We start from the raw sequence: 26590 nt of genomic DNA, 5'->3' as shown, positions 1-26590 counted from the left end.
CGATGTCCTGGCGCTCGCGCCACCCATGAGCGTGCTCCTCGCCGACAAAGGGTATGATGGCGACAAGCTTCGCGGCGAAATCATTCGTCGTGGCGCCAAGCCCGTAATCCCCAATAAATCTAACCGTGTCGTCATCCATCGCTTCAACAAACGCGCCTACAAAGGACGAAATGTCATCGAACGCTGCTTTTGCAGGCTCAAGGACTTCCGGCGCATCGCCACGCGATATGACAAGCTCGCCCGTAATTTTTTGGCCGCTGTTCATCTCGCCGCTCTCGTCGCATATTGGCTCAATTGAGTCTGGACCCTAGGCAGCTCTCCGGCAAGAATGAGAACTTGCGCAGCCAAACGTTCCGGATCCTTGCTCGTCTGAAGCAACGCTGGGGGTAGTGTCGCGTGGGTGATGGCTTCGCTTCGGAGATAATCCGATAGCTTGTTCCTCGCTTGACGGATCTCTTCCGCAGGCAAGTGCAAAGCCGCTCCGGAGCCAAACGCCATAAGAAGCTCCCAAGCGCTTGCATCAAAAGCGATGGAGGCGAACTGCACGACTCGGCTGTTGGAAGAAGCGCCAAAGAGGCCGACCTGAGCCGACAGCAGATTGACCAACCCCCGATGCTGGACCATGACCCCCTTTGGGGTTCCGGTTGAGCCTGAGGTGTAGATCACATAAGCGAGATGGCCGGATGTGAGGCCAAGCGTGTGCCGGTCTGGGTTCGAAGCCGGCCGTTCGGCCCAGGCGGGCGTGGCCGTCTCCAGATCAATGACCGTCACCTCGGTCAGCACTTCGGGGCCGAGTGCTGCGCGACCGACGACGTCGCATAGCAGCAGCCGCGGCGCGGCATCGTTGACAACCTGACGCAGCCGCTCGCTGGGATAGGCTGGGTCCAGCGGCAGATAGGCACCGCCCGCCTTCAGGATCGCCAAGATGCCAACCATCATCATCAGGCTGCGTTCGAGGCAGATTGCCACCGGCTGGTCCGGCTTGACCCCAAGCTCGATCAGAAGATGCGCCAGCCGGTTGGCCCGCGCGTTGAGCTCGCCATAGCTCAGCCGCTCGTTTTCGCAGACCAGCGCCACCGCCTCCGGCGCCTTTTGCACCTGCGCCTCGAACAGCTCATGGACGCACTGCTCTGTTGGATAGGCCTCTTCCGTCCGGTTCAGATCCTCCAGCAGATAGGTGCGCTCCTCAGCCGGCAAGATGTCGAGCTCGCGTACCGGCGTATCCGGGGCATGCTCCAGCGCCTCTGCCAGCTGCTCGAGCGACCGCTGCATGTAGCCGCAGATCCGATCCGCCGAGATTGGCTCCGCCACCTGCACAGTGAGGCCCAGCGCCTCGCCAAAATCCTCAACCGACAGGGTCAGCGGATAGTTAGTGCGTTCCTCCCCGCCCAGCCATTCCATACCCGACAAGACATCATCCGTCCCGGAGCCGGGCACAGCCGGCGCCTTGTTGTGACGATAGTTCAACAGCGTGCTGAACAGCGGCGCCGACGCCGCAATAGCGCTGCAGCGCTGCGCCAGCGCCAGCGAGGCATGCTCATGTGTCAGCAGCTCGGCCAGCCGGGCGTGCGTGGTCCGCACGCTCGCCTCGACGGCGGTCCCATCAAGATCAAGCCGCAGCGGCAGGGTGTTGATGAACAGTCCCATGGCGCGGTCGGCGCCGGCGCTGCCCTGCAGGCGGCCCAGCAGCACCGTGCCGAACACCACCTGCTCGCGGCCGCTGCTGCGCGCCACCACCTGCCCCCACGCCAGATGGCACAGGCTCGCCAGACTCACGCCCAGCCGCCGCGCCTGTTCCGCCAGCCGCGCATGGAGCGCTGGCGGCAGCATCCGATACGCCTCACGAACCCCGCCGCCGTCGCCGCGCACCTCGCTCAAGTTGAAGGGCGTGGTCGGCTCGTCGATGCCGGCCAGCAGCTCCCGGAAGAACGCTTCATCCGCCTTGGCATCACCGCGTAGATGCGCCTGCGCCACCAGATTGCGGAATGGCTGCGGCGCCGTCAGCTCATGCTCGCGCCCCTCCAGCTTGGCCCGGACTTCAGCATGCATCACGTCCCGGGTTGCGTGATCCCCGATCAGATGATGCTGCAGCTCCAGCAACAGCCAGCGCGCGCTGCCGGGCTCGCGCGCAATCACAAACCGCAGCAGTGGCGCCCGGCCGAGCTCGATGCGGTGCCGGCGCGGATCAAACCGGTTCCTGAGCTGCTCAGCGCCAGCGCCATCAGCGCCATCCAGCTGGACCTCGATCACCTCCAGTCGCGCCTTCCGCCACACCACCTGGACCGGCCGCGACAACCCCTCCCAGACAAACGAGGTACGCAGGATGTCATGCCGATCTACCACCCGCTGGATCGCGGCAAGATAGCGCGCGAGCAGCCCACGCTCGGCAAACGCCATCTGCGACATCAGGAGGTATGGATCGCCCTTTGCCGCTAGCAAATGATGGAACAGGATGCCGTCCTGCAGCGGCGACAGACCGTAAATGTCCTGGATGTTGCAAACCCCGCCGGGTACCGTGGCGATGATCCGGTCGATCTCGTCCTGCGCGAGCTCGATCAGCGGCAACATCTCCGGCGTTATCGCCACGCTCCGCTCGGTGATCAGGTTGGCCGGGACTGCCACCTCGTGATGGCGGCCCAGGCGTGCGGCCAGATCCGCGAGCACTGGCTTGACGAACAAGGTGCGCACCTCGATGCGCAGTGACCGCCGCCGCAGATGCTCCATCATCTGCACCGCCAAGAGCGAGTGCCCTCCCAGTTCGAAGAAGTTGTCGTGCCGTCCGACCCGCTCCAGCCCCAGCAGCTCGGCCCAGATCTGCGCCAGCACCGTCTCCATCTCGCCCTGAGGCGGCGCGTAGGTCCGCCGCGCATATGCCTCGTCGCCCGGGGCCGGTAGCGCTTTTCGATCGAGCTTGCCGTTCAGCGTCAGCGGAAGCGCCGCCAGCCGCACGAACGCACTCGGGACCATGTAGTCCGGCAGCCCCGCACTCACATGCGCCCGCAAACCGCCGGCAAGATCAGATTCCTCAGCTCCGGCGGCAACGACATACGCAACGAGCCGCTGCTCGCCGCCACCATCCTCGCGCGCCACCACCACCGCCTCGCGCACGGAGGCATGCTCGCAAAGCCGCGCCGCAATCTCGCCCGGTTCGATGCGGAAGCCGCGAATCTTTACCTGGTCGTCGTTGCGCCCTAAAAACTCCAGATTGCCGTCCGGCAGGTAGCGCGCCAGGTCGCCGGTCCGGTACAGCCGGTCGCCCTCGACAAAGGGACTGGGGATGAACCGCTCCGCGGTCAGCTCAGGGCGGTTCAGGTAGCCCCGCGCCACCCCCGCCCCGCCAATGCAGAGCTCGCCCACCGCACCGAACGGCACAGGCGCGCCATGACCATCCAGCAAGTAGACCCGCGTGTTGGCAATAGGGCGGCCAATCGGGACGATGGCCTCATCAAACTCAGCCGGGCAGCTCCAGGATGTCACGTCGATCGCGGCTTCAGTCGGACCGTAAAGATTGTGCAGGGCCGTCCAGGGCAATACGCGCCGAACCCTATACACACTGGCGGCAGGGAGCGCCTCGCCGCTGCATAAAACCTGCCGCAGCGATGTGCAGCGGTCAACACTCTTCGCATCCAAAAAGCTGACCAGCATGGATGGCACGAAGTGAACCGTCGTGATGCGCTGGCTGACGATCAAGTCGACCAACGTATCGGGATCTCTGTGCGCACCGGGCGGCGCCAGTACCAGCGTTGCCCCTTCAAGCAAAGTCCAAAAGAACTCCCAGGCCGAGACATCGAAGCTAAATGGCGTCTTCTGCAACACGACGTCTGTTGGTTTCAGACCATAGGCGTCCTGCATCCAGATCAGGCGATTAACGATAGCCCGATGCTCATTCTGTGCCCCTTTTGGCCTGCCGGTGGATCCCGAGGTGTAGATCACATAGGCGAGATTGCGGGAGGTCAGGCTGAGCGCGCGCCGATCAGGATCCGCTTCCGGCAGGCTGGCCCAGGCCGGCGCCGCAGCATCGAGCTCCACCACGCTCACCTTGGCCGGCACATCCGCGCCGAAGGCGGCACGGCCGGCCACATCGGCCAGCAGCAGCGGCGGCGCCGCATCGTCGAGCACCTGATGCAGCCGCGCCGACGGATAGGCCGGATCCAGCGGCATATACGACCCGCCGGCCTTGAGGATCGCCAAAAGCCCCACCACCATCATCGGACTGCGCTCGACGCAGATCGCAACCGGCTGGTCCGGCCTGACCCCGAGGGCGATCAAGTGATGCGCCAGGCGATTGGCCCGCGCATTGAGCTCGGCGTAGCTCAGCCGCTCATCTTCGCAGACCACCGCCACCGCATCCGGCGCCTTGTGCACCTGCACTTCAAACAGCTCGTGGATGCACCGCTCCGCAGGATACGGCGCCGCCGTCCGGTTCAGCTCCTCCAGCAGATACGTGCGCTCGGCAGTCGAGAGCAGCTCAATCCGGTGGACCTCTTGCTGCGCATCGGCTGCCATCGCCCGCAGCAGCGCCAGCAGATAACCACGCTGCCGCTCGATCGTCGCCTGATCAAACAGCGCCGTGGCATAACCCAGCGTTCCGGCGATCTCCTCGCCATGCTCGCCAAGGCTCAGCTCCAGATCGAACTTGGCCTGATCAATCTCCTCCCCGGCAGCTTCGACACTCAGCCCCGGCAGGTCCAATGGCCCAACCGCATTGTTCTCCCAGGCCAGCATCACCTGGAACAACGGTGTGTGATCAAGAGCCCGGGGCGGCTGCACGATCTCCACCACCTGCTCGAACGGCAGGTCCTGATGCTCCTGCGCAGCCAGCACCGTGCGCCGCGTCCGCTCCAGAAGCTCCGACACGCGCGGCTTGCCCGACAGGTCCAGCCGAAGCGCCAGAGTGTTGACGAAGAAGCCGATCAGCTCTTCGATCTCGCGGTGCCCCCGATTGGCGCTCGGCACGCCAATCACAAGATCGTCCTGCCCGGACAGACGCGACAGCACCGCCGCCCAGGCCGCCAGCACCGTCATGAACAACGTCGAGCCATGCTGCAGGCTCAGCCGCTTCAGCTCCCGCGTCAAATCCGCATCGACGGTGATCGGGACCGCGGCCGCGGCAAACGACTGCTGGGCAGGCCGCGCATGGTCCGTCGGCAAGACAAGACGGGCTGTGCCCGCCAGCGCGCTGCGCCAATACTGCGCCTGCTGCTGCAACCGTTCCCCCGACAGCCATTGGCGTTGCCAGGCGGCGTAATCCGGATATTGGATCGCAAGCGGCGGCAGAGGATCGTCCTGCCCGGCCTGGAATGCCCGGTAGAGCTGGCTAAGTTCACGCAGCAGCACGCCCATCGACCAACCGTCCGAGACGATGTGATGCTGGGTCAGCAGGAAGACGTGTTCCTCGTCGGCGGTGCGGATCAGCCGACCGCGGATCAGCGGACCGCGCGCAAGATCGAATGGCGTGCGCCCCTCTTCATGGCACAGATCCAAAAATGCCGCTTCCGCATCCGATCTCTCCCGCAGATCATGCTCAACTATTGGCAGACCCGCGTCCGGCGGCAAAACCTCAACCCGGGGCTTGCCCTGGGTCGCGACAAACACACTGCGCAGCGCCTCATGACGTGCAAACAGACGGTTAAGGCTGCGCTGCCAGGCGCTGCGGTCGAGCATCCCGCGCAATCGCAAGGCCAGCGGAATGTGATAGTTGGTGCTGCCTTCGTTCAGCTGAGCCAAAAACCATAGCCGCTGCTGCGCAAACGACAGCACAAGCGGCTCATGCCGCGACACGGCTGCAATCGACGGCAGCTCTTGCGGACCCGAGCAGCTCAACAGCTCGACGATGCTTGCCGCCAGGTCACTCAACACTGGCCTTGCGAACAGCGTCGACAGTGGCAGTTCGACCCCGACAGCCTGTGACAGCCGGCTCGACATCTGCACGGCCAAGAGCGAGTGGCCGCCCAGTTCGAAGAAGTGGTCGTTGCGCCCGATGCGCTCGACACCAAGGAGCTCGGCCCAGATCTGCGCCAGCGCCGTCTCGACCGCACCTTGCGGCGACTGGTAGGCCGCCAGCGCATAGGCCTGATCGGCCGGCGCCGGCAGCGCGTTCCGATCGAGCTTGCCGTTCACCGTCAGCGGAAGCGCGGCCAGCCGCACGAACGCACTCGGGACCATGTAGTCCGGCAGTCGCGCACTTAAGTGCGCGCGCAAGGCGCCCGCAAGCCCGCCTCCACCGCCCTCATCCGAGCCGGCTTCGGGCGCGCAGACCACATAGGCGATCAGATGCTTGTCACCGGCGTCGTTCTCGCGCGCCAGCACCACCGCCTCGCGCACCCAGGCGTGCTCGCAGAGCCGCGCGACGATCTCACCCGGCTCGATGCGGTAGCCGCGAATCTTCACCTGATCGTCGTTACGGCCCAGGAACTCAAGATTGCCGTCCGGCAGATAACGGGCAAGGTCGCCGGTCCGGTACAGCCGATCGCCCTCGACAAAGGGACTGGCGATGAACCGCTCCGCGGTCAGCTCAGGGCGGTTCAGGTAGCCCCGTGCCACCCCCGCCCCGCCAATGTAAAGCTCGCCGACCGCACCGAACGGCACGGGCGCGCCATGGCCATCCAGCAGGTACACCCGCGTGTTGACGATTGGACGCCCGACGTGAGGCATCTGGGGCCAACATGACGGATCAGCTGCAAGGTGGTGCTCGGAAATGACGCTGATTTCCGTGGACCCATATTGATTGATCAATCTCGCGTTCGGATGTGCTTCGAAGAACGTCCTAAGCAGTGGAGTGGCCTGCAATCGCTCGCCGGCTGTATAAAGCTCTCTTAAAGAGGGCAGCTGCACGCGCTGCGCGCTCCAGACTTCCGCAAAATGATTCAATGCCACGAACGGGAGGAAAAGCCGCTCTATCGCCTCCCGCTCTATAAATTCCAGCAGGTCGGAGAAGTGCCTCCGGGTCTCTTCCCGCACGAGCACAAGCACTCCGCCGTCCTTCCAACAGATGAACAATTCCTGACAGGACACATCGAAGTTCAGGGTCGCGAATTGAAGTGTGCGCAGTTTTGACGTGCCAATCCCCGCAAGCGAATTCACAAGCGCGCCATGGGACATTTCCACGCCCTTGGGGATTCCGGTTGAGCCGGAGGTATAGATGACATAGGCGAGATGGCGCGATGAAAGGCCAAGCGCGCCCGGGTCCGGGTTCGAAGGCGGCCGCTCGCCCCAAGTCGGGGTCGCCGTCTCCAGATCGACCACCGTCACATCGGCCACGGCTTCGGCGCCCAATGCGGTTCGACCGGCGACATCGCAAAGCAGCAGTTTCGGTTCTGCATCGCCAACAATCTGCCGCAGCCGCGCCGACGGATAAGCCGGATCTAGCGGCAGATACGCGCCGCCCGCTTTCAGGATCGCCAAGAGACCAACTACCATCGCCAGGCTGCGTTCGAGGCAGATCGCCACCGGCTGGTCCGGCTTGACCCCGAGCTCGATCAAATGATGCGCCAGCCGGTTGGCCCGCGCATTGAGCTCGCCATAGCTCAGTCTCTCCTTCTCATAGACCACCGCCACCGCTTCCGGTGCCTTTTGCACCTGCGCCTCGAACAGCTCATGGATACATAGCTCAAACGGATAAGGCGCCGCCGTCCGATTCAAATCCTCAAGTAGATACGTGCGTTCGTCGGCGGCCAGAATGTCTATTCGGCCGACAGGCTGCCCAGCATCGGCCATCACGCCGCGTAACAAAGTTTGCAAATGCTGCGTCATGCGGTCGATCTGCTTCGGTGCTAATCGAGCGGCATCAAAATGCCAGCGGAAGCTCCCATCCAGAGCGCAAACCTCAAAGGTCAGCAAATCGCCGCACAAGGCATGCCCAGCTTTGTGGTTCGTCGTCAGAGCATCAGCGGCGTGACAGCTCTCTGTCGTGATTGCAATGCCAATCGGCCAAGGCTGGCGCGCCCGTAGCGCCACCACTCCTCGCAATGTCGGGCAGCGCGCTATAAGATCTCGGGCAAAGCTAGCGTGCGCCCTCAGCTGAGCGACTTCGGCCGCTACGGTTTTGCGTACTTCTTCAAAATCATGAGCAAGCTCAATGCGAACATCCATCGGCACGACGGAGGCCATCACGAGTTTGGAGCCGGTTTGCAATCGGTCCCATGCAGGCTTCCATCCCAGTTGAAACTCTTGTTGCCCCGTGATCCGAGCGAGATAGATCAGCCAAGCTGCTACCAAATATTCCGAGCGATCTTGTGGGGAAATAGCCAAACCGCTTGGGCTAAACCATGAACTCGACTGCCATCGGGACGGCGCCGCAGCCACGGACGATGACACGAAAGGCGGATGCAATCTGCTAAACTGCTCGAGCCGCCGTCGCCAAAACTCCTCCCCACGCGCCCGCAGTTCATCCGCGGCAGATATGCTCTGCACCTGATCATCGCTCAAGATCGGACGGCGTCTTCCTTGATTCACGCAAATCGCTCACATCGGTTCGGATCTGTTTTCGGGCTTTGGCTGGCCTGCATTGATGTGACGAAACCCTTCGCCAAAGCGGATCACTCAATCTTCCGCCAACGTTCCGCACCACCAAATATGGTGGCGGCGGTATCGCAGCTGCTACTCAAGCGCGTCAGCGTTTCTGGTAAGCGTTCTCATCGAACGACTTCTCCTCTATGGCGCCCTTTAGACGATTACGCATGTATCGTGCCAAAGGTGAAATCGAGTGCAATCAATGCGATAGCCACAGCGGTGCTGTGTCAGCTGTCCAACAGCGTCGCCAGACATCGTACAACTAAGCGCGCTATCAATCGCACAAGACCCCGCCCGCCGGGTATTCCGGACAAGAAAAAAAGGGACCTGGAATGCCAAAGTAAATTTGTCAGCTCAACCTAACCGCATCGCGTGGGCATTTCGTAAAAAGTCCGCGCGTGCGGTACGAGCCAGTGCTGGATCGCTCGAGTAAATGTTTCTCGCAATTAGCGGCAGTTCATATTGGATTGGCGTTTCTTCGCATCGCTCAATATGTGGAGCCTGCCGGGTCGTCCAGCTTGTGGCGCTCGGTTCCGGTGAGGGGCGGGTTGAAGATGCTAACGAGGATCATGTCCTTGTCCGGTCCCCCGCGCAGGAGATGCTTGTCATGCTTGTCAAGCACATACATGTCGCCTCGGCGAATAGGAAAGACATTGCCGTCCATGTCCTCGACCTCGCCCTCTCCACCGATGCAGAAGCAGGCTTCGAGATGATTCCGGTATTGCAGAAGAGAAACGGTGTTAGCGCGCACGATGGTGTGGCAGATGCTAAAACCCATGCCGTCCTTATCCGTCAGAAGGCGGTGGCTCGTACTATTGCCCCAATCGACGAAGTGATCGGTTGCTTCAATGTCGTGCAGACTACGCACAATCATGGTGTTGCCCGATTCTGATTGATCCAAAAGCTGGAGGCCGTTGTTCTGCTCCGGAACGGCGCCTTCCCTGTCGCGCGGCCGACTGCGGTCTCCGTCGAAACAACCGACCGTCGGCCGCGGAGAACCTGGGCAGTAGTCCTACGGGATCGGCTACACGCAAAAGGCCTGCCATTTGCCCGACGGCGACTAGTAAAAATATCGGTACGAGGGTATTTCGCAGCCGATCGGCGCGTACCAACTTGATGTACCACGTCTCGGGCGGTACCGCCGCTTGCCTGTGTATTCACCAGAATGCTGCTGGAGATACTGCCGCCGACATAAACTGTCTCCACTCGCAGATTTGGCAAGTCGTTTCCTTCCTTGCTGTGCCTCTCGCCGCGAATACGGTTCCGCAGCGTTTCAGCCAGCAGAGCAAATCTCATGCCGTGGTCGCAGACCGATGAACGATGAAGTTGTGGCTGTCTCAGCTGGCTAGTGAGAACGATTTGGCTAGGCGTGTAGCCAATCTAACAAACTGCCGAGATATGGCCGAGTACAAACAAGTCCTGAGCGAGAACCGGTCGAACAGTGGTGCTTTTTAATCCGCTGGTGAAGAGGTCCCGGATTGAAGTCAGTGATGCTGCTCGAAAGTGTTTGGCGATCGGACTCGACAAAGCCCGCCGCGATCAGAACCCGCAAATTAGGTACAGCCCGCGGTACAGAGCGGTTTTTGAGGATGCGCAGCTGGGAGGGTCAGCCGTGGGGTCCCACCGCGCCTCGGATCAGGCCGCCCGGAACGCGCGCGTCGTTCGCGGCTCCGCGACTAGTTTGCCGGCATGTCCGCCCCTTCCGGAGGCTAAACGCGAGCGGGAAGGTCTCGGCTGAAAGGAACTCCAGCGCGGTCTGCTCTTCGGTGAGGCGTTTTTCGATGAACTGACGTTCGACATCCGACAGGTTCGACTTCAGCAGGCGACGATAGCGGTGGATGTTTGTGCGGTGAGCACGAATGCGGGCCAAATATTCATCGAGCATCCTGGACGCTCCTGAGGTCGTCGCAATCTCTACGAAGAGATATTCAGGCGAGCATGTCGTCGATCAACGCGCCACCCGCCATCGCATCTCGGAAGCCGTTCGGCGGGCAGATAAGGACAATGGCAGTTCGTGACAACACTCCTTCCGCTAGCGTAGCATTTCCATCGCCACGACCCGCAGCGTTCTTGGCTCACCATACGCCGTCTTTCTGCTCGGCTAGTCGCTCAAACAGAGCTGGGCGCTTGGAAGGCGCAAGGAATAGTCGGTCACGCTCCCGGCGCCGGACGCTTGTCGCTAACAAGCTCGCCCGTCAGTATTCTCTTCCGAGGAGCTGAACATCGTTTGCCGATGTGCTATACGCATCTTCGTTGAGAACAGCTTTGTTTGAGAGTTTCGATGTCTCTTTCGATTGGACTGATTGTCGACGGCTATGTGAAACTAAACAACCGCAGCGCGCTGGAGAACCTTCTGGCGCATCGGCGGGAGTTGCTGCAGCAGTTGAACTGCGTTACCGGCATTGATCCGAAGCCAGCGATCGCTCAGGTCAGTCAAGACATCACAGTGATCGAAAGGGCACTTGCGGCGCTCACACAGGAGTAAACAGCAACGGCGCACCGGCTCGCGTGAGTTGACGGCGCTCCGGCGCCGAACACTGACTTCGCCCCCGTTTCCGGACGAAGGTTATTGGAGCGTCGCCTCACCGGCATCGTGGCGCGCAAGGGTGCGCGCCAAGGCTTGGATGCGGCGTCTGCTGTGCGAGCTGCTCTCTCGTTTCAAGGATCGGCCGGGCACCGAGCAGCGCGCCAACCGATTCACATCAGATAACGCCGCGTCTTGGGTGACGTTAGGCCACCATCGATTTGCGACCACGATACACTCTGCGAGCTGGATCTTCAGCACTGTGACTTGGAAATTCACCTCAATGACAAGCCATGTCCTAGATCTATCGCCACATCGTTGGTGCTCTGGAAAGAGCTTCCTGACCGATCTGTTTAAGCAGATCGGGGCGCGTCTCACCTCTGGTGGCGGCCTCCAGGATTCTGGAGGCAACGTAGGCGCGGACGCCGGCGTCATACGGTGGGACGCTCACGCAAACCTCATCCAGGATCGTGCGCAGAAGCGTGATCGTGCCAACGTCCAGCATTGAGAGATCTCCCTCATACCATCGGGGAAGATAATGGGCATTTGCTGGACCGCAACTCAAGTACATCGGAGCGCATGAGCCTCCGCGACTGCCGGTCGGCCGATTTCCAGCGCGGTGCAATGTCCAGCACCTCTGCGATCGCTGATCCATTGCGGCAGCTCGCTTGATCGGCCTGCGTTTGTCTTCTCGTCGGCCGTCTGGGCCTAGCAGACAAGCTTGCTAGAGCTCAGAGGCCAATGTGAGCTCCCTGCGATCATGCTCTGCGATGATGTACAGCATGCTCGGCCATCTATTGCGCGCCGGACTGACTGGGCGGCTGCCGCAGGCCAATGCTCGCACGGTGCTAGCTCGTTGCCGAGCCTCATCAGGTTCAATTGCGGCCAGAGGATTTGCCGTTTATCGCGCCTGCTGCGCTTCGGCATACCTGCCCCGATGGAGTTGGTAGAAATAGCTTGCCACTGCTCCGATGTCGTTTCACAAGACGGCACCTATCGGCTCCAAACCCGAGCGCCTGGCATCCTACACTGTAGAGGGACATCGCGACCAATTCTTGCGGTGAAGCATATCTTTGCGTCAAAAACCAGCGCCCGCCCGACGTCTGGCGACGAAATCGGGCCAGGATCCGGCGCCCGCGCTTCACTGCCCCCTTGACTCGCCCCTGGCCGCTCTTAGGGAGCTTCGGCTTTTTGCAGCTTGACGAGGTCGTCTGCGCCATCGTGAAGTAATTTCATGGTCATGGGCGCGTGGTTGTTGATCCATAATCGCACGTATTGGCAGCACACGATTTTGAGCGTCCTTTGGCGATGCCCGCTTGCAGGCGGATGATCTCGGCAGCGTGGAGCGGCCCCGCCTCGCTCCACCCCGTCAGCGGCAGAGCCAATCTCCAACCGACATCATGAGCTCGAGCGTGGGGGAGTTGTTCAGCACGCAAAGGGCAGTTCCGGATCGTCTTCGAGAGTTCTTCCAGGATGTTGAGGATTTCAGGGCCAGCCCATCCGGTTCGACTGCTCCTGAGCGCAATCACTTGCGGATCTCGCTACGATGGCGACCAGGACAGGACTACATTGTCGATCAACCGCGTGGAGCCGACGTACGCTGCGACACAGAGCACCGCCGGATAGCGCAGAGGGCTGTCAGCAATCCTTAGAGTCCCAGGGTCGACAAGCTCAAGGTACTGTAGTCGATCGACCCTTTCCAAATGCCTTCTTGCAAGCGCAATCAGCGTTGCGGCGTCGCGTTCCCCTGAGGCAAACTCATGCGCTGCGGCGAACAAGCCACGGCTGATCGCCAAGCTCCGATCACGTTCTTCCGGGCAGAGATAACGGTTGCGACTGCTCATTGCCAGCCCATCTGGCTCCCGCACGGTTGGCACAGTGACAATCTCGATCGGAAGATTCAGATCAACCGTCATGCGGCGTATTACCGCGCATTGCTGAAAATCCTTCTGTCCAAAGTACGCGACGTCCGGCTGCACCATGTTGAATAGCTTGCAGACGACGGTCGCTACACCACGAAAATGTCCAGGCCTGAAAGCTCCGCAGAGCGGCTTTGCGAGTTCGCCCGGCTCGACAAAGCTCTCAAATTGAGCCGGATAGATCTCCTCTGCACTTGGCGCGAAGATGATGGAGACCCCGGCACTGCCGCATAACGCTTCATCGCGCGCGAAGTCGCGGGGGTACCTGCTGAGATCCTCATTTGGGCCGAACTGAGTGGGGTTGACGAAGATGCTAACGACAGTGACGTCGCAGTGTTCCCGGCTGGCCGAGATCAAGGCCAGGTGGCCGTCGTGCAAGTATCCCATCGTCGGAACGAATCCGATGCGCTTTTCGGCATTGCGAACGTCTGCAAGGGCGCGACGCAGCTCAGCCACCTTCGTAATTACTTTCATTTCTTACCTTGAGGTTGAACTGGAGGGCACCCAGTTGGCGACGGCATGCCGAAGCTGATCAGGAAGCCGATAGCACTCCTCTGAGCCCGGGAACGCCCCTTTGCGGATATCGGCAGCCCAGCGCGACAGCGCCTCCTGGAACAACTGGAATCCATTTGTATAGGCACGAACGAATTTGGGGCGATGGCCTTCGGTTAGCCCCAAGACATCATGAAACACGAGCACTTGGCCCGAGCAATCGGCTCCTGCTCCGATCCCGATGGTGGGTATCGTGAGAGATTCGGTCGCTCGCGCCGCGAGCTCGGCAGGAATGCCCTCCAGGACAAGCGCGAAGCAACCGGCTTCCTGCAGACGGTGCGCGTCATCGAGCAACCGCAAGGCGGTATCTGTTGTCCTTCCCTGCACTTTGAATCCACCCATGACGTTGACGCTCTGCGGGGTCAGACCGAGATGTCCCATCACAGGAATGTCGCAATCGACCAAGGCGCGTACCATCTCGATGCGTTTGGCACCACCCTCGAGTTTCACAGCATCGGCGCCACGCTGTAAAAAACCTCCTGCATTGCGAATCGTATCCTCAGAACCGACATGAAAGCTGAGAAAGGGCATGTCGGCCACAAGCAAGGCATGAGGCCTCGTGCGCGCAACAGCCTCCAGGTGATGATTCATCATGGCCACGCTGACGGGCAGCGTGTTGTCGAATCCCAGGCAGACGTTTCCAACGCTATCGCCGACCAGGATGATATCGACAATGGGATCCGCGATGCGCGCCGCAACCGCATCGTAGGCGGTGGTCATCACGACACGCCGTCCTTTATCCTTCCACTGCTGCAGTGCCGGAATCGTGACACGCTCTAGAGGCTGCTCTGAACTGTGGCTCATATTGAATCCGCTCCGCACACACCGTCGGCGCTTCCTAGAGAACGCGGGAGAAACCTGTCAATGGCATGGAGGATGGAGATCCCAGTTGTCTAGAACTGGGGAACAGCGCAAAAACAGTCCAATGGTCGCGCAACCATGAGACAAGACCTTCCTCATCCATTTCACCACCCGATGGCTCGTCTTCACGTGCAGTTTCAGCGGCTATGCCAGCCGCGCCCTCAATCGAGGAGCGGCGCTCGCGACGAGCCACCATCTGCACGCGTTTCTGGGCTGATTGCAGTCTCTCCAAACGGTGACGGCGACCGGACCGAGCGCAGATGCGCGCAGTGGGGACTTCGTCTTTAGGGCACATCTCCGTGTCTGCCCGCTAGGGGGACTCGTGAGACTCCTGCTTCGGCGCCTGCGCACCGAGCAAAGCAAACGGATGGCAGGCCAGGAACGTCCAAAGGTGACAGGCCGCCGTAAGCGCAGCGAGAGTCGCGGTCGAGTAGATGTCGTCGCGAACGCGCTCAGACCGCGCCAGCCTGCTGGCCCTGTAGGCCGTGAAGTCGATTATTTTTGCCGATGTTTCTGTCACTTGATTTCCACGTGCTCTAGAGGGCCACTCGAATTCTCTGACCAGGGCCGTACCGGCACAACTCAGTCCATTCCTAAGCCGCTCGAAGCCAACGAAGCCATTTCTGATCGGCCTCCCGCCGCGCCTTGAAGCGGTTGACGCATCTCTTCGAGCAAAGAGCCGTTCGCCAGCAGTAATGGCGGATCAGCCCAAACTTTCCGCCGCATATCGCGCAGCAAGTGGCTGAATGGTCGAGGGAATTACGGAAGCCAATGTGCATTCTCGCCTCCTGTCAGACATTTACCTAGGAAGCCCCGCTGCCCTCTGACCACAGCACCACGCGCGCACCGAAGGTGCGGCCCGCCCGGCGGTCCGTCTTCCTGGTTGTTGCAGCCATCAAGAGCCTTGACTCTGATGTGCGGCTGCCTCGCGAAGCAGTACTTTCCGCAGATAGCCTCGCCGAGAATTTGGTCAAGATAATTGATTTCTCTATCGTGATTTACGCAATTCGCTCGACATTTCGGTCAAATGCTGCGCCTTGCATGACTAGCCCGCAGAATTACTGCGGCAGTTGGATCGGGAGCGCTTAAGTTGGGGGCTGCATCCTCGTTGCACTATCAAAAGCAGCAATACGGGCACTTTCCCTTCCAAGATCCTGTCACTGCAGACGATCGCACAGTCTCGTGCATCTCACATCAGCAAGTCAGCAGCGTCGCGGATGGCAGTATAGATTTCATCAAGATCGGCCGCCGTAACGCAGTAAGGCGGCATCACGTAGATCGTGTTACCGAGTGGGCGTAACAGCAGATCCCGCGCTTGGAAGAAAGCCAAAAGCCTCGGACCGATGTCCGCCAGATAGCCAGCATCGCGCGTGTTGAGTTCAACCGCTGTGACTGTTCCTGTGCGCCGCACGTTTGCGAACCGTGAATCGAGGCGGAACGGCGCGAGTGCCTGTTCTTGCATCCTCGCCAAGGATGCCAGCCGCCAGCGATACTCCTGATCCTGCCATAGGTCCAGATTAGCCTTGGCGGCGGCACAGGCCACTGGATTGGCCGTATATGAGCTCGAATGAAAAAACGTACGCGTGCGATCTTCAGAATAATGCGCATCGAAAATATCGGCACGACACAGTGTGACGGCGAGCGGCAGCGCCCCAGCCGTGAGGCCTTTCGAATAGCAAGCAATATCGGGCGTGACATCGGCCTGCTCACACGCAAACAAGGTACCCGTCCGGCCCCAGCCTGTCATGACCTCGTCCGCAATGAACAGGACGTCAAAGGCTTCGCAAATCCGCTTCATCTCTCTTAGCACCGAGGGCGAATACATCAGCATTCCACCGGCACCCAATATCAGGGGCTCCACGATAAAGGCTGCGGGATGTTCGTTTCGACACGCGTTTTCAAGCGCATCGAGAGCTCTTTGCTCACAATCTCTTGCCGGGAACGGAATCGAGGTCACCTCGAACATCAGCGCCCCGTAGGCCGCATTGAAGATGCCTCGGCTACCTACCGACATCGCCCCGATCGTGTCGCCATGGTACGAGTGCTGCATCACCACAATTTTGGTTCGCTCTCTTCCGGTATTGCGCCAGTAGCCGAGCGCCATTTTCAGCGCGACTTCGACGCTGGTGGACCCGCTATCGGAGAAGAACACATGTTCGAGCGCTGGGGAGGTGACCTTCAATAGTTCCGTCGCAACCTGCTCAGCCGGGTCGTGAGTGTATCCGGCGAAGATGACCTGGTTGAGCTTGCCTGCCTGCTCTCGGATCGCGTTCACGATGCATGGATGGCAATGGCCGTGGGTCACGACCCACCAGGAGGAGATTGCATCGATAAGGCGTCGGCCATCTTCGGTGTAGAGATAGGCCCCTTCTCCCCGGACCACCTTCGTCATATCCCGCTGTAGAGCATGCTGCGTGAACGGATGCCAGATCGGCGACCTCTTAGCTGTCTTCATAGGTTCAGGAAATCGCTGCTAACAAAGGAGTCTTTGAAAGCGGCCTGCAGCCTATCGTTTGTGAGGGGAACAAGCCACGGGAGCCGTCCCAACCAACGCACTCTCCCGATCTCGCAAACCGCGCTTTCAGTTTCGGCGTTTCTTTCGCCAATGAACGCAATCCCAAGGATTCGAATCTGACGCTTCCGCAGAGCCTCTATGGAGAGCAGGGAGTGATTGATTGTGCCCAGTCCCGTCCTTGCGCAAAGCACGACGGGAAGCTGCCAGCGCTCGAAGATGTCGATGTAAAGCGTGCGCGCTGTCAGCGGCACCATGAGTCCGCCGGCGCCTTCGATCACGAGTCGCCGCTCGCCGCTGTCCGGCAGTCCAAGCGTCTCTGTATCTATGCGAACGCCGTCGATCTCCGCTGAGTGATGGGGCGACGCGGGCGTCCGAAGTCGATAGAGCTCCGGGACAATCCGATCGGACGAGAGGCCACCGAGGCGGCGGATGCACTCGGAGTCGATCTCTTGTTCGAGTCCAGCCTGGACCGGCTTCCAGTAATTCGCGCCGAGAAGCCCGGCGAGCCCTGCGGAGAATACCGTTTTGCCGACCCCGGTGTCCGTACCAGTCACGACGATCCGTTTATTCATCGAAACGAGCCCCTCGTCACCTCAACCAGCGCATCGAGCATCGCGCGCACGTCCGCTTCGCCAACATTGAGTGTCAACGAAATTCGCAAGCGGGCGGTGCCTGCAGGGACGGTTGGCGGCCGAATTCCGCGGATATCGAAGCCGCGCGCCTGCAGAGCAGAGGCAAGTCGCATTGCATGAGCATTGTCACCTACGATGTAGGGCACGATCTGAGAGGTCGATGGTGTGCGCAAACCAAGCGAGGTGATCTGCCGATGCGCGAACGCAACGAGTTTGGCCAGCCGTTGCTGCCGCTCCGGCTCTTTCTGCAGGGTGAGGAGTGCCTCTCGAACGGCAACGGCCATCAATGGTGATGGGGCGGTGGCAAAAATAAACGGACGGCAGCGGTTGACCATGAAATCGCGCAAGATGCCGGAGGCCGTAACAAGTGCACCCGCCGCACCGAGCGCTTTGCCGCAGGTATGAACGACGATGAGATTTTCGCGCTTGTCATAAGGGGCCGTGAGCCCTCGTCCTTGATGCCCGTAAGCGCCTGTGGCATGTGCCTCGTCCACGATCAGAAACGCGTCTTGGCGATCGGCGATTGCCACTAGCTCTTCGAGTGGAGCGAAGTCGCCATCCATACTGTAGAGACTTTCGGCCACAATCCACACGCGGCCCGCTCCACCTTTGTTTCGCCAGGCGCGAATTGCGTCTTCGACTGACTGGGGATCATTGTGCGCGTGAATTCGACACTCTGCGCGACCGGCCCGCGCCCCCTCGTGAATACTGGCGTGCACGAGCGAATCGAGAACGAGCAGATCGCCGCGCTGCGGGAGCGTTGTCAGGAGGGCAAAATTTGCGATGTAGCCGCCTCCAAAGAAAAGCGCTGCCTCCGCGCCAAAGAACTGAGCCGCTTCTGTTTCGAGCCGTTCATGCTCCTCGCAATTGCCGCGCAGAAGCCGCGACCCGCCGGCTCCAACCGGAGTGCCCGCCTCGAGCGCGGCGACCATCGCCTTTTTGATGCGCGAGGCGTTCCCGAGCGCCAGATAGTCGTTCGATGCGAAATCGATCCCCACGCGCGGCTTGAGGCAGCGCAGCCGTTTATCTTCGTTCAAGGCATTCAACGCTGCGACGTAGGGACTAAGTCTTGCTGTCTGGATCGACCGCATTCATCACTCCGAGGATCGCATCAAATCACGCAAAAGATGCGTTGGCCGTTTAAGAAGGAAGGATGGCCCGTTAGGTTCAACTTGCCAGGATGCGATTATCTCGGTCCACACGCACAACGTGTGGCTTGAACTTCTTTGCTTCGGCCTCATCGAATGAGGCATATGCAACGATAATGATCTTGTCTCCGGGCATCACCAGTCGGGCAGCCGCACCGTTCAGGCTCATCGTACCAGACATCGGCGGCGCCTCGATCACGTAGGTGGCAAAGCGCGTCCCTGTTTCTACATTGTAGATTTCGACGCGCTCGTTGATCACCATTCCTGCTGCCTCCAGGAGCGTACGATCTATCGAGATCGAGCCTTCATAGTGCAGATCAGCTTCGGTCACTGAGGCGCGATGGATTTTGCCCTTCATCAAAGTTATCTGCATTTCTCACCTAGGCTGGTGTAGGGGCAACATATTGGGCGCGCTGCTTCCGTCAGGCGAGCCCGGACGTGATGCCGAGCCGGGCCAGCAGATCCGCGTCGCGATCAACTTTCGGGTTATTGGTGGTCAAGAGCACGTCGCCGACGAAGATTGAATTTGCGCCGGCCAAGAAGCAAAGCGCCTGCAATTCATCGGTCATGTATTGCCGCCCGGCGGACGAGCGAACCACACTCCTCGGCATCATGACCCGCGCGGTCGCCAGCAGCCGGACCAGCGCGATCGGATCGGGAGGCTCCGCGGTGTCTTCCACCGGTACGCCCTCAATCTTGTTCCACAGGTTGATCGGCACGCTTTCGGGATAGTTGGGAAGATTGGCGAGCAACACGAGCATACCTAGGCGGTCCTCGACGCGCTCGCCCATGCCGATAATCCCGCCGCAGCAGATCTTGATGCCGGCATCGCGCACATGCGCCAGCGTATCGATGCGGTCCTGGAGGCTGCGGGTGGTGATGATCTTGCTGTAAAACTCGGGCGATGTGTCGACGTTGTGATTGTAGAAGTCAAGGCCGGCCTCGGCGAGGCGCGCGGCATGCTTCGGTGTCAGCGTGCCGAGCGTGACACACGTTTCCATGCCGAGACCTTTGACCGCGTTGACCATGTCGCAGACGGAATCAAGATCGCGATCTTTTGGCGTGCGCCAGGCCGCGGCCATGCAGAAGCGCGTAGCGCCGGCATCCTTCGCGCGCTGTGCGGTCGCAACCACATCGGCGCAACGCATCAGACGGGTCGCTTTCAGGCCGGTCGCGTAATGCGCGCTTTGCGAGCAGTAGCCGCAGTCCTCCGGACAGCCGCCGGTCTTGATGCTGAGCAGGCTCGCAGTTTCGACGTGGTTTGGATCGAAGTTCTTGCGATGAGCGCGCTGCGCCTGAAGCATCAGGTCGGCAAAAGGAAGGTCGTAGAGCGCCTTAGCCTCTTCGACGTTCCAATGATTACGAACCTGCGCCCCGTTGCTAGCTTTCTTTCGTTGGACTTGCACAGCAGCATCCATAACCCAATCTCGCTCAGTTGTAGATAATCGCGTGAATTATCTATAGTCATCGCCCTCGAAGAGATGCTAATCGAGCTGCCTCGCAAATGCACCGATTATTGCGGTAGATAATCTATGATCACTGCTGACAACATGACGATGGTCGCGCGCATCGCGGACTCAATCGCTGAGCGCATTATCAGCGGCGCCTTAGCGCCAGGCGCACCACTCCGTCAGGATCACGTTGCACGAGAATTCAATTCCAGCCACGTCCCCGTGCGCGAGGCCTTTCGGCACCTGCAGGCACAACATCTTGTTGTCGCTGTGCCGCGTCGCGGTGTTCGGGTTGCCCCGCTCGATACCCGTTCAGTGAAGGAGATCGCCGAAATGCGCGCCGCGCTCGAGGTGGTGGCATTGCGCCATTCGGGGCCAAGACTGACAACAGCTCATTTGGCTCAAATCGAGCTCGCCCTAATCGAAGGAGACAATGCAAAGACGATCGAGGAGTTTGAGATGGCCAACCGCGCCTTTCACCAAGCCTTGGTCGCGCCGTGCGGAATGCCGCGTCTGCTCGCGAGCCTCGATGGATTGCAGCTTGCCAATTCTCGATTGGTGTTCGCGATGGCGCGATCGGTGGGCTGGCGACCGCGCTCCAATCAAGATCACCGCCTGATTCTGCAAGCCCTGCGAACGCGCAACGTCGATCACGCCTGTAACCTGCTCACGCGGCACATTCAAACCATTGAGCGACTTGCCCTTCCGGCGTCCTGAGCAAATCTGGCAAGCTCCATTGCAGATCGCCGACGGTTGCAAGCGACGATCATGCGGCAAGCGACTAGCCTCATTGCAACCGAATCTATTCCCAGATAGTTATGGCACCCGCTAGCGACATCTCCACGGACGGCCATGATTCGTCACATCGTTTTCTTCAGCGCCAAGGACGAGGCGCATATCCACCAGATCATCGAAGGTCTTTCGCTTCTCAGCACGATACCGCATGCGCGCCGGCTTGAGGTTGCCCGTAACCGCAAGACCGATCAGCTCGGCAACGATATCGACATCGTGGTCTATGGTGAGTTCGACAGCGAGACAGAGCTCGCAGCGTACAAAGCGCACGATCTCTACCAGGAATCGATTAAACGGGTCCGACCGCTCCGCGAGCTGCGGTTCGCGGCCGACTACGATGTATCAACAGATACCCCTTTCGCCTCCACGGCAGGATGATCCTGGTGCTGTCGCAGCAAAAAGTCCGCCGCCGGCGTAACTTGGCAATGGGCCTCATGTTTCGGCCCAGCACAGATAAGAGTCATTCTCATCGGTGGGGCAACAGATGGAACGGCACTTTCACGACGTCAGCCGCCTGTGACCGATAACCCGATGTACGTTCGCGAGTTGCAGTGGGTTGAACCTGTCACAGCGATGCGACGTCTTGGGCATCGATCGCATCTCACGTTTCTCGATAGCGCAGCAAGGCACGAGCTGCTTGGGCGCTACTCATATCTAACGTGCGACCCCTTCAGCACCTACAGGGTCGCGAACGGCCAAGCCAGTTGGAACGGACTGACTCTCGAGGCCGATCCATGGAAGGTCCTTCGCACGCTACTCGCGAAGTACCCGCAAGAGCATCGTCCCGATCTCCCGCCATTCCAGGGAGGAGCGGCAGGCTACCTTGCCTACGACATGAACAGGACATTGGAGCGATTGTCTGCCCCGCCAATTGCCGGTCTGGGTTTGCCCCAATCCATCCTGCATTTCTATGACGTGGTCATCAGCTTCGACCACCGGGATAACAAATGCTGGATCGTCTCGACCGGATGGCCGGAGCAGGATCGCGTGCGACGGAGCGAACGAGCGCTTCGTCGAGCCGACGAGTTTGCAGCATTGCTTGCCGGTCCAAACGCGCCACAGAAGGGTTGTCCCAGCAAAGCGGGCGCGTGGCGCTCGAACTTCAGCCGCGACGGCTACATTGCGGCGGTACAACGCGTGATCGACTTGATTCTCGCGGGTGACGTGTTCCAGACAAATATTGCGCAGCGTTTCAGCACCCGCCTGTCGACCTCGTTTGATCCGCTCGCCTTCTATTGCCAGCTACGATCATTGAATCCGGCGCCTTTTGCGGCCCTGCTGCGATGGGGAAAGCTGACCATCGCATCAAGTTCGCCGGAACGATTCCTGAAACTTGAGGGGCGACAAGTCGAGACACGCCCCATCAAGGGCACGATAGCGCGTTCGCCTGATCCCAAGGAAGACCACCGCCGTGCGGCTGCTCTCCTCGCTTCCGAAAAGGATCAGGCCGAGAACACGATGATTGTCGACCTTTTGCGTAACGATCTGTCACGCGTTTGCACTGCGCATTCGGTCGGGGTTCCGGCCCTATGCAATCTCGAGTCCTATGCCTCGGTGCACCATCTCGTGTCGATCGTTACGGGGAAACTTGCCGGAGACGAAGACGCCGTTAGCCTGCTCCGCGCTTGCTTTCCCGGCGGCTCCATTACGGGAGCGCCAAAGCCGCGGTCGATGGAAATTATTACAGAAATCGAGCGCATAGCGCGAGAGGTCTATTGTGGGGCGATCGGCTTCATCGGCTTCAACGGGCACATGGACACCAGTATTGCGATCCGCACTGTCACGATCGACGGCGACCTGGCTGTGTTTCATGCGGGCAGCGGTATAACGGCCCTGTCGAAGCCCGAGGCCGAATACGAGGAAACGCTCACCAAGGCAGAGCGAATCTTTGATGCATTTGGTACTGAACCAGCTGGTGCATTTTGATTGTCATCGTCGATAATTACGATTCCTTCGTGTTCAATATTGCCCGCTATTTCCACAAGCTCAGTGAAGCAACGGAAGTGATCCGAAACGACGCTATCAGCATCAGCGAGCTCGTTGGTCTCAACCCGCGCGCGGTGGTCATATCGCCCGGCCCCTGCACCCCAACTGAGGCAGGAATATCGACAGCAGTGGTTCGCGAACTTTCAGGACGCGTACCAATTCTCGGCATCTGCCTTGGACATCAGTGTATTGCAAGCGTTTTCGGAGGACGGGTGGCGCGTGCGCGTCGGCCCATGCACGGTCGGCGCTCATACGTTGCGCATGACGGCCGAGGGTTATTCAAGGGACTGCCAACCCCGCTTGACGTCGGACGCTACCATTCTCTTATCGTCGCGCTTGATCAGTCATGTGCGCAGAACCTCGTAGTGACAGCGCGTTCGGAGGAAGGCGAGATCATGGCCCTCACGCACGGCTATTATCCCACCTATGGGGTCCAGTTCCATCCCGAGTCGATACTTACCTCACAGGGGCACGTCCTGCTTAAGAACTTCTTGCGACTCGCACAGGATTTCCGAAACCGCGCGGAGCAATGAGAGGCTCGGCCTGCCAATCAAGATGGTGGACCGTCGGTTTTCGACGTGGTTGGAAGGCGAAGCCTCATATGGCAGGCATTTTGTGGTAATCCGCGCTGTTCCGTGCTTGGCTCTGCAGTCAGCGGCCCGCCTCCGACGGAAACCAGCCCCTGCGGTTTCGAGGGCCGGACGTCTCTCTTGGCCGGCTTGGATGTGGTGCGCGCGGGGGGCAAAGAAGCAGCAGGAGCAGGAGAAGCAACAGGCGCCGGATTCTGCAGCCCCTCGATTCTTTGGGTCAGGGTTGCGATCTGATCCGAGATCCGCCTTAGCTCGGCTTGCTGCGCATCGACGTTGCGATTGAGCTCGGCAATTTCATCGGCTGTCTTCTGCTGCCCTGATTGGATCCATAAAAGGACGTCCCTATGCTCAGGTGACAAGCAAAGCGCGCGAGGCACGACTTCGTGCGCCGGCGGCGCCTCGCAAACGTTTCGATATTCGTCAAAAAATAGGCTCCTCCGGCGCCCGGTTCGCCGCGCTTGTTAGAATCTCTTGTATTTTCTCGGCAACATTTGTTCTTTCTGGAAAGGGAATCAAGTCCTTCACTCATTCACTAAACACATTACTTTGGTCCGCTATTTGACTACGCGTTCTTGTCATTTCGCGATAAACCTTCCTTCTCTTTTTGTATCTTTCAACAATATTGCTCTGCTCCGCCGTCTTTAGCCCTCACTGAAGTACGCGCGGTAGTCTCGATGCGCGGCGAATTCGCATGGTCCTGAGCGCAGAAGGGACAGATCTCAGTCTCTTCGCCCTCGATGCGATGCATACCATCGCCCACCCAGCGTTCGTCTGCCTCGCCGATCGCAGCGAAATGTCGTTGCACTTGTGCAACGGCGAGAGCTTCCAGGTCCGGAAGATTTCGGCCCAAGAGAGTGTTGATTTCGACGACATCGAAATGTCGGCAGGCCCATCTCGTGAAAGTCGTGGTGACGTCGCAAAGCATCAGACGATTGCGCGGCAGAGAGCGCGCGCTGCCTCCGCAACCGCATCGGCAATATTTGGTGATTTCCTTGAGGGCACAGAAGTCGTCGACGCTCAGCCTGCCTCGCGCTGGTGCCGGAATGGCGCCCTCGCGAGCGCGGAGCTCACGATTAATGTTCCTCATGTCCCAAGCTGGCCTACATCCAGTCCTTCCGACGCACTACAAATCACAAAATTTACTTGCTGACCCAACCAGTCGCCTTGACCGGCAAAATGTAACAACGACTGGTGTTGCGCTGCTCTCCGTTCAGGAGCCGTGATGGCGGCCATCGGCTCGACACTCTTGCGATCGCAAGGCATCATCAGACCGGCGGAGTAATCGCGAAGCGGTTTGGCTCGGCCTCCGTCCCCGATCACGCTCGTAAAACCCTCAACATACGCCGAAAACCTCGACGCGACGTCCCCCATTTTACCCGACCCATCTCAGCCTCTCCGCACGCCGAATAGATGAGTCTTCTCAAAAATAGGAATCTTCTCGGTAAAAGCCGCGACACTCTGATTAAGTAAGACTACGCAGTAGTGAGCAGGCAGTGGAAGCCGCGCAATGTCGAGGGGCGGCGCTCGGCCGAATGCCTCAGGCGCGCCGTGAACTTTGTCATCGACCGGGTCTTTGCCATTGGCAACTAGGCCCAAGAGCAGCTTGGCCTCCTTGCGAGCAAGCTCTGGTGTCCAAGGGCACCGTGAGGACCGATGGTGACGAAGCGGTGGCAACCGAACGCTGGGTACTTGAGAACGTATGTCGCTTTGTCGCGTTGACGTTTACGGCGGGAAACGGCACGCCTTGATCATCCGTATGGAGCGATCCCGGATACGGTTGATGACGAAGTCTAAAGCCATGTCTAAAGCCTGGACGTATACGCGTCGTACGATGCTGTTGGGCAGTAGCTTCTTGGGTAGCGCGTTTTTCGGGGGCGTTACGCTGCCTACACCCAATCGGCCGCAGCGCAAGGTTGCCATGGTGTTGAAGGCGGTCGACTCTCCCTTCGTCGTTGGGTGCACACAAGACGGCATTACCTCCTTGCGTTATCGTAACGATGCGTATGACACGGATTATGTTCTGCCTGGAGCCGTGCTGGGGACGGCTCACGCTAGAGTTCGGCGTGCCGGATCCGAGTGGCATACGCTTCGAACCGGCGTTGATGCAACGAAGCCGATGCATAGCGCGGCCCTTGAACTAGCAGCCCGCGATGCCGGCGTCCTTCTCACGACCCGCCTCGCAGTCGACGAGGCTGGATTGACGTGGGAGATCATGCTGCGGAACGACGGCATGGCGAGCGTGGAGGTTGGCGACCTCTATTTTCCCATGCCGATGAACACCGAATTTCCGGCAGGGCAACCGGCATCGGTGGCTGTTTTGAAGCACAGCTTCGTCTCGGGGCATGGATCGCACATCTTCTGGATTCGCGGCAACAGCACCGGCCCCTTCCTCATGCTCTTACCGGAAGCGGACACGTCACTGGAATATTGGGATGTCCACAAGGATTCGGCCGAAGCCAGTGGGACGTGGTGCGCCTACATCTTGGGCGGAGCGGCCGCCGGCGAGGCAGTGGCGGCGGGGACTCGCTGGCGACAGCCGACGCATTCCCTGTCCCTGTCGCCGGCCGAGCAACGGCGTTACCGTCTCCGCTTCCAATGGGTTGCCAATTACGAGGCGGCGCGCAGGGCTATCGCGGACGCCGGTCTGGTGGACGTGGAAGTGATGCCGGGCATGACGGTTCCCAATGACCTGCATGTCGACATCGCGCTCGCGTCCTCCATTCCGGTGGAGCGAATCGAAGCGGAATTTACCGGCGACACGGTGGTGCAACGGTTGCCGGATCGGGCTGGCAGGCGCCTGTGGCGGGTTCGCTTTTCGCGATTGGGCGAGAACCGGCTGACCCTGCACCAGCCGGGTGCGCGCCAGACATTTCTTGAATTCTCCGCTACCGAGCCCGTCGAGACGATGATGAAGAAGCGCGCAACCTTCATCGTGAAGCGGCAGCATCGTGACCCGTCCAAATGGTACGACGGTTTGTTTGGCGAGTGGAATATGGAGACGCAGGTCCTGCTTGGCCCGGACAATTACGACCGGATCAAGGGTTGGCGCATCTACGAGGTGACGTGTGATGATCCCGGGCTGAGCAAGCCCGCTTACCTCGCGACCAAG

General features: G+C 60.0%; 18 protein-coding genes and 3 pseudogenes. 7 read left to right on the top strand and 14 right to left on the bottom strand.

Features of this window, described 5'->3' with window-relative positions; all coding sequences use genetic code 11:
* A partial coding sequence (locus IF809_RS33775) for a transposase (protein WP_462839699.1) occupies positions 1–298 on the top strand: 298 nt, incomplete at its 5' end.
* Here IF809_RS33775 and IF809_RS33770 read toward each other — a convergent pair.
* From IF809_RS33770 to IF809_RS33755, 4 genes and pseudogenes are all read right to left on the bottom strand, one after another.
* Positions 262–1050: pseudogene (locus IF809_RS33770) on the bottom strand (AMP-binding protein); the annotation flags it as partial. The gene IF809_RS33775 and the pseudogene IF809_RS33770 sit on opposite strands and share 37 nt — an antisense overlap.
* Before the next feature lie 132 nt (positions 1051–1182).
* A pseudogene (locus IF809_RS33765) lies at positions 1183–7716 on the bottom strand (amino acid adenylation domain-containing protein); the annotation flags it as partial.
* A gap of 1282 nt (positions 7717–8998) precedes the next feature.
* Positions 8999–9385: an ectoine synthase gene (locus IF809_RS33760; protein ID WP_011084901.1), complete on the bottom strand. Its 387-nt coding sequence runs from the start codon at positions 9383–9385 to the stop codon at positions 8999–9001.
* Positions 9386–10117: 732 nt separating this feature from the next.
* Entirely contained in the window at positions 10118–10396 is a 279-nt protein-coding gene (locus IF809_RS33755) for a hypothetical protein (protein ID WP_011084900.1), read from the bottom strand.
* A 396-nt stretch (positions 10397–10792) separates the two neighbouring features.
* Here IF809_RS33755 and IF809_RS33750 point away from each other — a divergent pair, with 396 nt between their 5' ends.
* Positions 10793–10996 (top strand): hypothetical protein, encoded by a 204-nt coding sequence (locus IF809_RS33750; protein WP_014497760.1) that lies wholly within the window; start codon positions 10793–10795, stop codon positions 10994–10996.
* Positions 10997–11339: 343 nt separating this feature from the next.
* On the opposite strand, the gene IF809_RS33745 is transcribed toward IF809_RS33750, so the two are convergent.
* The 8 genes from IF809_RS33745 to bioB form a co-directional block, all read right to left on the bottom strand.
* Positions 11340–11540 carry a hypothetical protein gene (locus IF809_RS33745; RefSeq protein WP_014497761.1) on the bottom strand — a complete coding sequence of 67 codons (201 nt, stop codon included), beginning with the start codon at positions 11538–11540 and terminating at the stop codon, positions 11340–11342.
* A 1036-nt stretch (positions 11541–12576) separates the two neighbouring features.
* Positions 12577–13428: a pantoate--beta-alanine ligase gene (gene panC / locus IF809_RS33740; RefSeq protein WP_011084897.1), complete on the bottom strand. Its 852-nt coding sequence runs from the start codon at positions 13426–13428 to the stop codon at positions 12577–12579.
* Positions 13429–13431: 3 nt separating this feature from the next.
* A complete protein-coding gene (panB, locus tag IF809_RS33735) occupies positions 13432–14310 on the bottom strand; it encodes a 3-methyl-2-oxobutanoate hydroxymethyltransferase (protein ID WP_028153345.1) in 879 nt (292 codons plus the stop codon).
* Positions 14311–15556: 1246 nt separating this feature from the next.
* The gene (locus IF809_RS33730) at positions 15557–16822 is read right to left on the bottom strand and encodes an adenosylmethionine--8-amino-7-oxononanoate transaminase (RefSeq protein ID WP_011084894.1); all 1266 of its coding nucleotides are present in this window, start codon (positions 16820–16822) and stop codon (positions 15557–15559) included.
* Positions 16819–17454, bottom strand: coding sequence for a dethiobiotin synthase (bioD, locus tag IF809_RS33725; protein WP_011084893.1), 636 nt, complete (start codon positions 17452–17454; stop codon positions 16819–16821). Before bioD ends, IF809_RS33730 begins: the two co-directional genes overlap by 4 nt.
* A complete protein-coding gene (locus IF809_RS33720; RefSeq protein ID WP_011084892.1) occupies positions 17451–18605 on the bottom strand; it encodes an 8-amino-7-oxononanoate synthase in 1155 nt (384 codons plus the stop codon). Before IF809_RS33720 ends, bioD begins: the two co-directional genes overlap by 4 nt.
* A gap of 76 nt (positions 18606–18681) precedes the next feature.
* Positions 18682–19035, bottom strand: coding sequence for an aspartate 1-decarboxylase (gene panD / locus IF809_RS33715; protein WP_011084891.1), 354 nt, complete (start codon positions 19033–19035; stop codon positions 18682–18684).
* A 49-nt stretch (positions 19036–19084) separates the two neighbouring features.
* Positions 19085–20080, bottom strand: a complete 996-nt coding sequence (gene bioB / locus IF809_RS33710) for a biotin synthase BioB (RefSeq protein ID WP_441258792.1) — start codon at positions 20078–20080, stop codon at positions 19085–19087.
* 114 nt (positions 20081–20194) lie between these two features.
* On the opposite strand from bioB, the gene IF809_RS33705 reads away from it, so the two are divergent.
* The 4 genes from IF809_RS33705 to IF809_RS33690 all read left to right on the top strand — a co-directional run bounded on the left by IF809_RS33705 (position 20195) and on the right by IF809_RS33690 (position 23424).
* Positions 20195–20830, top strand: a complete 636-nt coding sequence (locus IF809_RS33705; RefSeq protein WP_011084889.1) for a GntR family transcriptional regulator — start codon at positions 20195–20197, stop codon at positions 20828–20830.
* 135 nt (positions 20831–20965) lie between these two features.
* The gene (locus IF809_RS33700) at positions 20966–21283 is read left to right on the top strand and encodes a Dabb family protein (RefSeq protein WP_011084888.1); all 318 of its coding nucleotides are present in this window, start codon (positions 20966–20968) and stop codon (positions 21281–21283) included.
* A gap of 153 nt (positions 21284–21436) precedes the next feature.
* Positions 21437–22831 carry an aminodeoxychorismate synthase component I gene (gene pabB / locus IF809_RS33695; protein ID WP_028144144.1) on the top strand — a complete coding sequence of 465 codons (1395 nt, stop codon included), beginning with the start codon at positions 21437–21439 and terminating at the stop codon, positions 22829–22831.
* On the top strand, positions 22828–23424 hold the full coding sequence (locus tag IF809_RS33690; RefSeq protein ID WP_014497769.1) for an anthranilate synthase component II: 597 nt from the start codon (positions 22828–22830) through the stop codon (positions 23422–23424). Before pabB ends, IF809_RS33690 begins: the two co-directional genes overlap by 4 nt.
* Positions 23425–24094: 670 nt before the next feature.
* Here IF809_RS33690 and IF809_RS33685 read toward each other — a convergent pair.
* Both IF809_RS33685 and IF809_RS33680 read right to left on the bottom strand, forming a co-directional pair.
* A complete protein-coding gene (locus IF809_RS33685) occupies positions 24095–24568 on the bottom strand; it encodes a hypothetical protein (protein WP_011084884.1) in 474 nt (157 codons plus the stop codon).
* A gap of 53 nt (positions 24569–24621) precedes the next feature.
* Positions 24622–24852, bottom strand: a pseudogene (locus IF809_RS33680) (transposase); the annotation flags it as partial.
* Positions 24853–25261: 409 nt separating this feature from the next.
* On the opposite strand from IF809_RS33680, the gene IF809_RS33675 reads away from it, so the two are divergent.
* Positions 25262–26590: DUF5695 domain-containing protein (locus IF809_RS33675; protein ID WP_462839698.1), on the top strand; the 1329-nt coding region annotated here is incomplete at its 3' end.

The organism is Bradyrhizobium sp. UFLA06-24 (assembly GCF_054967145.1).
The sequence above is the reverse complement of the archived record's forward strand: the minus strand, read 5'-3'. Positions and strand labels throughout refer to the sequence as shown.

Coding starts and splice junctions, on each gene's coding strand:
- panB (WP_028153345.1), bottom strand. CDS start 14,310: ATGAGCCACAGTTCAGAGCAGCCTCTAGAGCGTGTCACGATTCCGGCA.
- bioB (WP_441258792.1), bottom strand. CDS start 20,080: ATGGATGCTGCTGTGCAAGTCCAACGAAAGAAAGCTAGCAACGGGGCG.
- IF809_RS33705 (WP_011084889.1), top strand. CDS start 20,195: ATGATCACTGCTGACAACATGACGATGGTCGCGCGCATCGCGGACTCA.
- panC (WP_011084897.1), bottom strand. CDS start 13,428: ATGAAAGTAATTACGAAGGTGGCTGAGCTGCGTCGCGCCCTTGCAGAC.
- IF809_RS33685 (WP_011084884.1), bottom strand. CDS start 24,568: ATGAGGAACATTAATCGTGAGCTCCGCGCTCGCGAGGGCGCCATTCCG.
- panD (WP_011084891.1), bottom strand. CDS start 19,035: ATGCAGATAACTTTGATGAAGGGCAAAATCCATCGCGCCTCAGTGACC.
- IF809_RS33730 (WP_011084894.1), bottom strand. CDS start 16,822: ATGAAGACAGCTAAGAGGTCGCCGATCTGGCATCCGTTCACGCAGCAT.
- pabB (WP_028144144.1), top strand. CDS start 21,437: ATGTACGTTCGCGAGTTGCAGTGGGTTGAACCTGTCACAGCGATGCGA.
- IF809_RS33720 (WP_011084892.1), bottom strand. CDS start 18,605: ATGCGGTCGATCCAGACAGCAAGACTTAGTCCCTACGTCGCAGCGTTG.
- IF809_RS33700 (WP_011084888.1), top strand. CDS start 20,966: ATGATTCGTCACATCGTTTTCTTCAGCGCCAAGGACGAGGCGCATATC.
- IF809_RS33750 (WP_014497760.1), top strand. CDS start 10,793: ATGTCTCTTTCGATTGGACTGATTGTCGACGGCTATGTGAAACTAAAC.
- IF809_RS33760 (WP_011084901.1), bottom strand. CDS start 9,385: ATGATTGTGCGTAGTCTGCACGACATTGAAGCAACCGATCACTTCGTC.
- bioD (WP_011084893.1), bottom strand. CDS start 17,454: ATGAATAAACGGATCGTCGTGACTGGTACGGACACCGGGGTCGGCAAA.
- IF809_RS33755 (WP_011084900.1), bottom strand. CDS start 10,396: ATGCTCGATGAATATTTGGCCCGCATTCGTGCTCACCGCACAAACATC.
- IF809_RS33745 (WP_014497761.1), bottom strand. CDS start 11,540: ATGCTGGACGTTGGCACGATCACGCTTCTGCGCACGATCCTGGATGAG.